The organism is Paenibacillus agaridevorans, from assembly GCF_003112455.1.
Classification (GTDB): domain Bacteria; phylum Bacillota; class Bacilli; order Paenibacillales; family Paenibacillaceae; genus Pristimantibacillus; species Pristimantibacillus agaridevorans.
Map to the genome: position 1 here is coordinate 1 of NZ_BDQX01000252.1, position 8,732 is coordinate 8,732.

Consider the following 8,732-nt stretch of genomic DNA (forward strand, 5'->3'; position numbering starts at 1 on the left):
CGGTCCAGACACCTGTCGAGACTCCGGTCCAGACACCTGTCGAGACTCCGGTCCAGACACCTGTTGTCACTCCAGCACAAACACCAGCTGTGACTCCATCAGTATCACCATCAACACCGTCGGAGACTCCGCCAGAATCGCCAGAGCCAACCGAGACGATCTTTATCGTCGAAGAGGAGGAGATTCCTAGAGGAGGGCCTGACGAGAAGGTTGATCAAGCGATAGATGAGAAGCTGCCTCCGATAGATACGCTGCCCAAGACTGGCGATACAAGTCGTATGCCCTACTATTTGCTGGGAAGCTTCGTCCTTGTTTCCGGCTTGCTGACACTCAGACATCGTCAACGCAACTCCAAATAATTCCGGAATGAAAGCAGCACGGCCTCCCTGGGCCGTGCTGCTTTTCTTTCCATTCATCTTTGCCGGATCTATCCCGATACGAGCAATCTAAATGAGGCTTGCTCCCACGTTCATAGCAGCTTCTAAAACAATTTAATTTGTTCAACTTTAATTGGATTTAATTCTTGAACTTCGACACCATACTTGTTGAAAAACTCCCCTACCAGCTTCCGATGACAATACCGATGATCTGGACAAAAACAAATAAGGACCACATTCTTGCCGGCAATTAACCGCTTATACACTTCTCGCAAAGCCTTTACTCTGGTTTCCCATTCAAGTTCTTTCAAGAACCTTTTTTCATATAGGGGCCACCATTCCTCTTCGTCCAGCTTATTTTTCCATTCTTGCAGCGCCGTACGAAATAAATCAGGCGAGGGAGAGAGATCCCGAATGGTCTCTGTATCTCTAATTTCATTGCCAGCCCGCGTAATAAGCAATCGATCAGCCTCGAAATTCACCTTATGCAACCCGCTTGGATTGCAGGTATATAATTTCCCGGGAGGATTTAGATACTTGTTGTTCACTCAAATGACCACCTTATTGTTCAGAGAAAATAAAGCAATAGACATAAGCAAACTAAGGGGCAGGCTGTCCTGAACTTGCGGCTATCTACGATCTATTTCCACTCCGCAAAGGAATCTGGTGAATTACGTATGGATGCAGCCAAGATTTTAATTGTTCCAACGGTGACTTGGGTTAGCTGCTTATATGCCGACTGAAAAAAACCACGAAGTTCGGTGTCCAAATCTAAATCTTCACGACATACACAAGCAAAATCAGCCAGAAGAATCGGATGATTGCGGGTACGGAGCATGCTTTCAATGTCTTGCAACAATGCAACGAATTCGAGATCTCCAAGCTCGCACATCTTCTCGTTAAGCGCAGCCCATCTTGTCCCCTGAGCCAGAAAAAAGGCACTCCACCAGTAAAGCTCCTCTACCGACTCTATAACATGGCTATAATAAGTGCGGAAAATAAATAAAGTTTGCTGGCCGGAGGTCATCTTGCGATAAAAATCGGCCAGATCGCCACCTTCTCTGCTCGCCAATGTCAATAAAAGTAAGTGACAGCCTAGCGGAGATAACCCGCGGCAGTAATAGCGCTCCCCGCGATTCAGGGACGGATCCCTTAATACCGAACAGAATGCAAAAAAGAGCCCCGAAATCTGCACCCTCGCAGCTTCCAAGCTCTTCTCACGATCCATCTAACTCTACAACGTCACCCATCCGAACTTGATGGAGTTGATAACCGCTTGCGTACGGTCGTCGACTTCCATCTTCTGAAGGATGCTGCTGACGTGATTCTTAACGGTCTTTTCGCTGATGAAGAGGAACTCCCCGATCATCTTGTTGCTCTTGCCTTCCGCCATCAGACGAAGTACTTCCGCCTCGCGGCGAGTAAGCGGACTCTCTTCCGACGCGTGATACTTAACGCCTGCTTCCTTCGCGGCCGCAGCGCCCGTTGCAACGCCCATCTCGTCCAGGTAGGTCATCCGGCGCAGCTGGTTAATGAGCTTGCCCGTGACTTTGGGATGGATATAAGAATAGCCCTGTTGTACGGAACGAATCGCATTAATAAGCGACTCCGCCTCCATGTCCTTGAGCAAGTAACCCGTCGCGCCCTTGCGAAGGGTTTCGAACACGTAGCTTTCGTCGTCATGAATGGATAAAATAATGACCTTTACATCCGGAAACATCGACTTAAGCCGTTCGGTGGTTACAACACCCGTCTCGATGGGCATATTAATGTCCATGAGAACGATCTCCGGTATGGTATGGTTGCAGAACTCCATAACCTGAATACCGTCTCCGCATTCGCCGATAACCTCGATATCGTTTTCCATATTGAGAATGCGTTTCAATCCTTCGCGGAACAGCTGATGATCGTCAGCCAACAATATTTTGATCTTGTGGCCGCTAGACGTGGTCTGATTCATTAGTCTCAATCTCCTTTCTATGTTCGGAAGTCGTAGGAATATCTATTACAATCTTCGTGCCTTGTCCCGGATTTGAGTCTATATCAATCCTTCCTTCGATCAACTCCACCCGCTCCCTCATGCCTATTAGGCCAAAGTGCGCATTGCGCTTGGGCGGCTGGTTGATGCTTTCAACTCGGAAACCTACTCCGTTGTCCTGTATGGTAAGCGTAATAATCTGGGGATGAAAGCTTATTTCGAGGGAAACGTGTGAAGCGCCTGCATGCTTGAGCACGTTCGAAAAAGCCTCCTGGACCATGCGGTAAATGGCTGCCTCCATAGCTGATGGAAGTCTGATTTCCTTGCCGGAAAGCTCGAACTTGGTATGGACCCTGGCCTTCTCCTCGAAGTCCTGGGTGAACTTCCTGAGCGTCGGGATCAGTCCAAGATCGTCGAGCGCCATCGGCCGAAGATTAAAGATGATCTTGCGAATTTCCTCCAGACCGGAGCGGACTTGTCCCTTCAGATCGACCAGTTCGTTCTGTACCAGCTCGAATTGACCCTTGATCAGCATACGTTCCGCAATCTCGGTGCGCAAAACGATATTCGCGAGCGACTGCGCAGGGCCGTCATGAATTTCTCTCGCGATTCGCTTGCGTTCTTCCTCCTGTGCCAGAATAATCTTGAGTCCCAGCAATTGTCTTGTCTTGGCGGACTCCATGATTCTCGTCACCTGATTTAGGTCGCCGGTCAAATACTCCAACACGACATTCATCTGTGAAGCGATCATTTCCGCTCGTTCCACCGACTTCTCCACATTGCGAACCCGCTTCTGCAAATCGTCGCGGCGGGACTTCAGATAGTTCTCCTTCTCGCGATAGACCATCAGATCCAGCTGGATCTGAGTGGCCTTCTCGTAAGCGGATTTAATATCCTCTTCCTTATATCGCACGAAATCGCGGCTGACCTCCGTGAGCCTGATCCGGGCCAGCCGGTATTCCTGCTCAAGCTTGTCAACCTTATCGATGGTGCGAATCGTCTCCTGGAGCACTTGCTCCAGCTCCTGCTCCAGCGCTTCGAGCTCGGAACGGGCCGATTCGCAGATTTCATATATTTGGTACTTGCTGTCTTCCATCACCTTGATGGCATTTGCAATAACTCTATTAATGTCAACGGTCAGGTGATCCACGGCAGCCTGGCACTCCCTTATTCCTATAGAGGTTGTTCCGAAGATCCTGACCGGGAACACGGTTTTATTGGATATTCCATTACATCATACCACACTTTAGCCCTATGGCGTCCAGCCTAATCTATCGTAATCTGTCTTAATTTATCCTCATATTTCACCTTGAAACCGAGCTTCTCCGAGAATAATCGGATCGGAATCAGCGTTCTGCCGTTCTTCGTAAATGGCGCTACATCAGAGGTATAACGTACGCCGTTAAGGGTGTAGTCCTTCTTGCCGATCGTCATCTCCAGCATTTGCGATCCCCTCAGGACGGTCACTCTTCTTGTCTTGTCGTCATACAGGACCTCTGCCCCCATGGCTTCGGTCACGAACCTCAGCGGCACGTAGGTGGAGCCCTGCTGAATCAGAGGCGCCGCCTCCAGCGTCAAAGCCTTGCCATTGACAGTCGCCTTCGTGCTGCCGGCCGTCATCACGATCGAAGCGCGAGCCGGTTCCTTCACGGCGGTCGCCGTACGAAGCGTCAAGTTATCGATGGCAATAGCGCCTACGGGAAGCTTCTCGACATCGGCTTGTCCCAGCGTCACGACGTAGACCCGCTTCAGCTTGGCCGGGAACGCCACTCCGGAAAGATCGACCTTCACGTTTCTCCAGCCTGTCCAGTTCAATTCCTTCGCAACGTCGAGCAGATGCGTCTTGCCCGCCGCGTCTACGATTTCGGCGCGCACCCAGTTATTGCTCGTATCGCTATAGACGTCCATCGTCAATGAGGACGGCGTACCGGATAATGTCAGTCCGCTGCCAAGCACCGCATAGGAGGCCCTTGTACCAGTTCCTTGCGTAAAATCATACCCGATTTGCAGCGCTTTGCCGCTCTTCTGCTCAGGCAGATCGGTCACGATCTTAACCGTACCCTTCGTTGTTTCAGGCGGCGTAACCTGAGAAGTAATGGCATAGCGGGCCGTCTCGAAGTCTTCAATAACCGACGCTTGCTCGCCTTTTACGAAAGGAACCGTCGTGCCATATCCGTCGTAACGGGCAATCGCATAACCTGTCGTCGCATCCTTCTTTAATTCACCGACCGAGATCGCTCCATTTTTGTATTCGCCATCGAAGCCGACGAATTCCCAAACGAACGAGTCTCCTGTCAGATTATAGGTGCTGCCATTCTTCAGCTTGACCGTGATCGGCACCTGAAGCGTCGAGCCTGGCGACAACATGCCTGCGGAAGCGTTGATCTTCATCGAAGCGATCTGCTCCTGCCCGATAACCTCTACATCATAGTTGGCCGTCACATCGCCTGACTTGACCGTGAGCTGCGTCTTGCCGATCTTCGTCGCGGTAAACACATTGCCGCTAAACGTACCTACGGCAGCGGACGAAGTCCAGGTTTGCGCGGATGCATCAACGCTCATCGGGTTGTAATACGTATCGTAGGCGCTTACCCCATACGTCACGTTTTGGCCAAGCAGCATCACGTTAGAGCCCCTGACCATCATGCCCTTAAGACTGCCTTGCGGCGCGTTCGTAAAGACGCCGATCCCATTGGAAACCGCACGCTGCGAGCTCTCCTGGGTAGAGTGGGCGAGCTGTACGGAAGTGCTGCCCAGCGGACGCTCCGTCATCGTCGTGGAGCCGCCGCCATCGAGATTCAGCCCTTTGTACACGCCGAGCTGTACCATCACTTGCTGAAGCTCCTTCAGACTGAGTCCCGTGTTGCTTCCCGACTTCTCCGCCGTAATCAAATAAACCTTCGTGCCGTCCTTGGAGTAGCCGATGCCGGATCTCGATGTATAAGAATTGCCACTGACGCCTGCAATGTCGCGCGAGAACGCCGAAGCGGCTCCATTGTCTACCAGCAGAGTATGTCCGCCGATCAGCATGGAGAATGACGCCGGATCAACATTGACGCCTTTCGTTTTCGACCTCAGGGCGTAATCCGCCGTTACGGCTTCGCCTACCTTGAGATTCTCTCTTATGAATTTGGCGGCATCGCCTTGACCGGCGCGAAGAATATAGCCATTCTCCGGAATGGCGGTCTTTATGGCCGTCTCAACGGAAATTTCCGTAACGATTCCGTCAATGACCAGCGCTTCCGTCGGTTTGGTCGCGGAATTCATCGGACGCTCCGCGCCGCCCCATGCGCTAGTATAGATATAAATCATGTTGGAATGGCTGTATGTAATCCCGTCCATCTCGCCAAAATAAGCGGACTTGTTGATTCCCTCCAGATTAAACGTATTCCCGTTAGATGCCGTAACCGTCCCTGTAAAGGAATACGAATCGATGACGGGCTGACGATCCTTCGTAAGGGAGAAGGCGTACATGCCGCTCAATCTGGAAGGAGTCGACGTCAACACGCCATTTTGCACCTGTGCCCCGAGGGGCGCGCCTTCGCTATTGGACATGATGAAAACATCGCCGTTAATACCGCCGATGGCTCCGCTTTCTTTGGTCATATTAAGAATGTTGTTCCGCTGTCCGACGCTTCCCGACTTCCCGCTGATCGTATCCAGCGACACATATGGATTCGTCAGATCGACTTCGATCACATGCACGTCAGTCTTAACGCTCTTATTGCTTCTTGTAGTAGTAAAACTATAATCCAGACGCTTGGCGCCCGATGTTAAGATCGATTGCGACTTCAGCTTGAGTTGAGATGCCGTCGCTGCGCTCACTTGAGGAGCCAGCCATTGCCCCAGTCCCTCCGGCGCTATAGACGCGACCGGTCCTGCAATGAGGATGCCGCTCATCGCCACGATAATCACTTTAGTCCCTAAATGCCCTCTTCTCTTCATCCGACCGTGTTTGCCTTGCTTCAACTTGCCCATTATATTTTGCAACTCTCCCATCCTCTGTTGTCTACTTATAATAGACTACAAGTTTAATAGAAAAGTTACGCCCATTTGCATAAAAGACTCTTATCATCCTCCATGTATCGAAAAATATTGTTAATCGCCATTAAGAAAAACCGTCAGAGACAAACCACCCTGACGGTCCCTTTCGTACTATCGCCAACCAACTGCAATGCGTTTCAAAATCAGATTGCTCACCTATCGCGATCCATTTCCTTTTTGAATTCCATGATGCGGCCGGCGGCCAGCGCGTAAACTTTCTTTTTATCCCGGGGTCCGATGGCAATCACTTCTACTCGTATCATGCCGTTTTGCAAGGGGCGATAAACAATACGTAACCCGAGTTTTTTAGGCTTGATTTTGGTGAACCCATGGAGCTCTCCATGCAAGGGGTCACCTAAGCCATCCGGCTTGATAAGCGGGCCTGTTATTCCACGTTTGATGATTAGCGCAATGATTTCCTCTCGTTGCTCTTTCTTGTAACTCGCTAAGTCTTCAACGGCGTCCTGGCCAAATTTTATAACGACGTTATAGGGGGATAGCAGCGCATTCAATCGCTGTTCGATTTCCTCGCGTGTCATTATTCAAAATCGCCGTTATCAACGAGTTTCATGATACGTTCCATATCCAGATCCTGATCGGCAATGACGTGTGCCAAGTCAATTTCAGCCGGTTTGTCTTTCCGTTCCAGGACGAGTTGATGCATAACTTCATCAATGGATTGCTCGACAGCTTCTTTGTACATTAACAGTTCCTGAAAGTATTCGAGATCAGCAATGACCGCCTGCGCGTCTTTATTTCTGCTGTTCTGGACCACAAAAACATCCTCGCTAGGTAGTTTCGCGGCATACAAATCCAGTATTTCAGTCAGCTTTGTTGACCGAGTAATGTCTGTGACGGTAAGGACTTGATTCTTGATGAATGCCAGCATTTCCGATGTAACAGTACCAGACTGAATCATCGTCTCTCCCTCCCCTTGTTCCAATATGATGAATACGGACGGCTTCATTGTTCGTTCCGCTTCTCAGTATTTCCGTAAATAGATCATTGTATGTTCATTATCACATATCAAATGTGATTTAACAACACATTATATGCAGCATGGGTAAAAATGTGAACGCCCTAACTTAAAAACGGCAAGAACGGAATCGATGGATTCCGTTCTTGCCGCCCTACTGGTTGAATTACGGTGTGAGGAAGTCGGCTTTCTCAAGGAGACGCTGAATCATGACCGCGCCTTCGGCACGGGTAGCGTTCGTCGTTGGACTTAGCCTTGTGCTCGACTTGCCGTTAATGATGCCGAGATAGATCGCTTGCGCCATATTCGTCTTGGCGTAAGAGCTGATGCTGCCCCGATCCCCGAAAGGCTGCAGATACGAATCTACACTGCCCGGCAGCGTTACGTTCAATTCCGCCACTTTCGCCGCGCGCATCATCATCGTCGCCATGTCCTGGCGAGTTATAGGAGAGTTCGGTTTAAACGACGAGGCGCTGACTCCGTTGACGATGCCGGCTGCGGATGCAGCTCCGATATACGCTCCCATCACCGTGTCTTTGTTCACGTCCGAGAACTTGGCCGCTGCCGTTCTATCCCCCGTCAATCCCAGGCCTTTGGCGATATAAGTGGCAAATTCGCCGCGCGTGATCGATTTTTCCGGCTCATATTTCGTTGTCGAATGTCCTTCGACAATAAATTTGCGAGCCATCATTTGCACGGTATCCTTCGCCCAATGCGTGCTCAGATCACTGAAGCTCGACGTATTCTTAACGAGCGAGTAAGAGCTGTTGCCCTTGCGTTTGAATATGGCTCTCGTTCCGCCGCTCTCCTCCTTGAATATCGTCGGAACGTAGGAGAGCGTACCCGTTACCGGGTCCAGCCAGACGGCAGCAGACTGGCTTTCAATGATGTTGGCCGTCGTTTTTAGCGATCTTCCTACATAACCGCTGAAATCCGTCAACGCAACCTTTGTAGAACCATTGACTACAAATGTCTCATAATAAACGGGACCTTCAATGATTTGGGCTTTGGACGAGTTCAGCGCTTTGGACAAAGCAGCTGTTTGGTTATTAGCGCCCTGATCAATCGTGATGAGCAACTGGCTGGATACACCATTGCCTCCTACGGAAGAAGACAGCTTGGCGAAGTTCAGCAGCTTGAGCGGTACCTCGTAAGTGGCCCCCTTATGCTCTACTCCGAACGTCACGTCTCCGCCTTGCTTGCTCGCCATCTCCAGCGCGATCAGGCTGATCGCCGCAATACCGGCCCGTTCGTGGTCCGGTACCTTAAACACGATTCGCGGACTTGTCAGGCCCGCATTGCGCGCTGTCGTCACCGCCGCTATAAATTTGTCGTTGCTCACGGTATAGCGGCTTTT

General features: G+C 50.6%; 9 protein-coding genes. 1 reads left to right on the forward strand and 8 read right to left on the reverse strand.

The features are described from left to right. The coding region (locus PAT3040_RS39560; RefSeq protein WP_146200505.1) for an LPXTG cell wall anchor domain-containing protein at positions 1-359 on the forward strand (359 nt) is incomplete at its 5' end. Positions 360-481: 122 nt separating this feature from the next. Here PAT3040_RS39560 and PAT3040_RS21970 read toward each other — a convergent pair. The 8 genes from PAT3040_RS21970 to PAT3040_RS22005 all read right to left on the reverse strand — a co-directional run. After that, positions 482-925, reverse strand: a complete 444-nt coding sequence (locus PAT3040_RS21970) for a DUF488 family protein, N3 subclade (protein WP_108994397.1) — start codon at positions 923-925, stop codon at positions 482-484. 92 nt (positions 926-1,017) lie between these two features. After that, positions 1,018-1,605 (reverse strand): hypothetical protein, encoded by a 588-nt coding sequence (locus tag PAT3040_RS21975; protein WP_146200506.1) that lies wholly within the window; start codon positions 1,603-1,605, stop codon positions 1,018-1,020. Positions 1,606-1,611: 6 nt separating this feature from the next. Further along, complete coding sequence (locus PAT3040_RS21980; protein WP_087569442.1) at positions 1,612-2,337, reverse strand: response regulator transcription factor; 726 nt, start codon at positions 2,335-2,337, stop codon at positions 1,612-1,614. Further along, positions 2,318-3,505 carry a sensor histidine kinase gene (locus PAT3040_RS21985; protein WP_108994399.1) on the reverse strand — a complete coding sequence of 396 codons (1,188 nt, stop codon included), beginning with the start codon at positions 3,503-3,505 and terminating at the stop codon, positions 2,318-2,320. The genes PAT3040_RS21980 and PAT3040_RS21985 overlap by 20 nt, the downstream gene beginning before the upstream one ends. A 116-nt stretch (positions 3,506-3,621) precedes the next feature. Next, the gene (locus tag PAT3040_RS21990; protein ID WP_258235099.1) at positions 3,622-6,333 is read right to left on the reverse strand and encodes a stalk domain-containing protein; all 2,712 of its coding nucleotides are present in this window, start codon (positions 6,331-6,333) and stop codon (positions 3,622-3,624) included. Positions 6,334-6,551: 218 nt separating this feature from the next. Next, entirely contained in the window at positions 6,552-6,938 is a 387-nt protein-coding gene (locus PAT3040_RS21995) for a type II toxin-antitoxin system RelE family toxin (RefSeq protein WP_108994400.1), read from the reverse strand. Further along, entirely contained in the window at positions 6,938-7,318 is a 381-nt protein-coding gene (locus PAT3040_RS22000; RefSeq protein ID WP_146200507.1) for a hypothetical protein, read from the reverse strand. The genes PAT3040_RS21995 and PAT3040_RS22000 overlap by 1 nt, the downstream gene beginning before the upstream one ends. A 223-nt stretch (positions 7,319-7,541) precedes the next feature. Next, positions 7,542-8,732, reverse strand: a 1,191-nt coding sequence (locus PAT3040_RS22005; RefSeq protein ID WP_219930306.1) for an S-layer homology domain-containing protein, incomplete at its 5' end; no start/stop codon positions are given.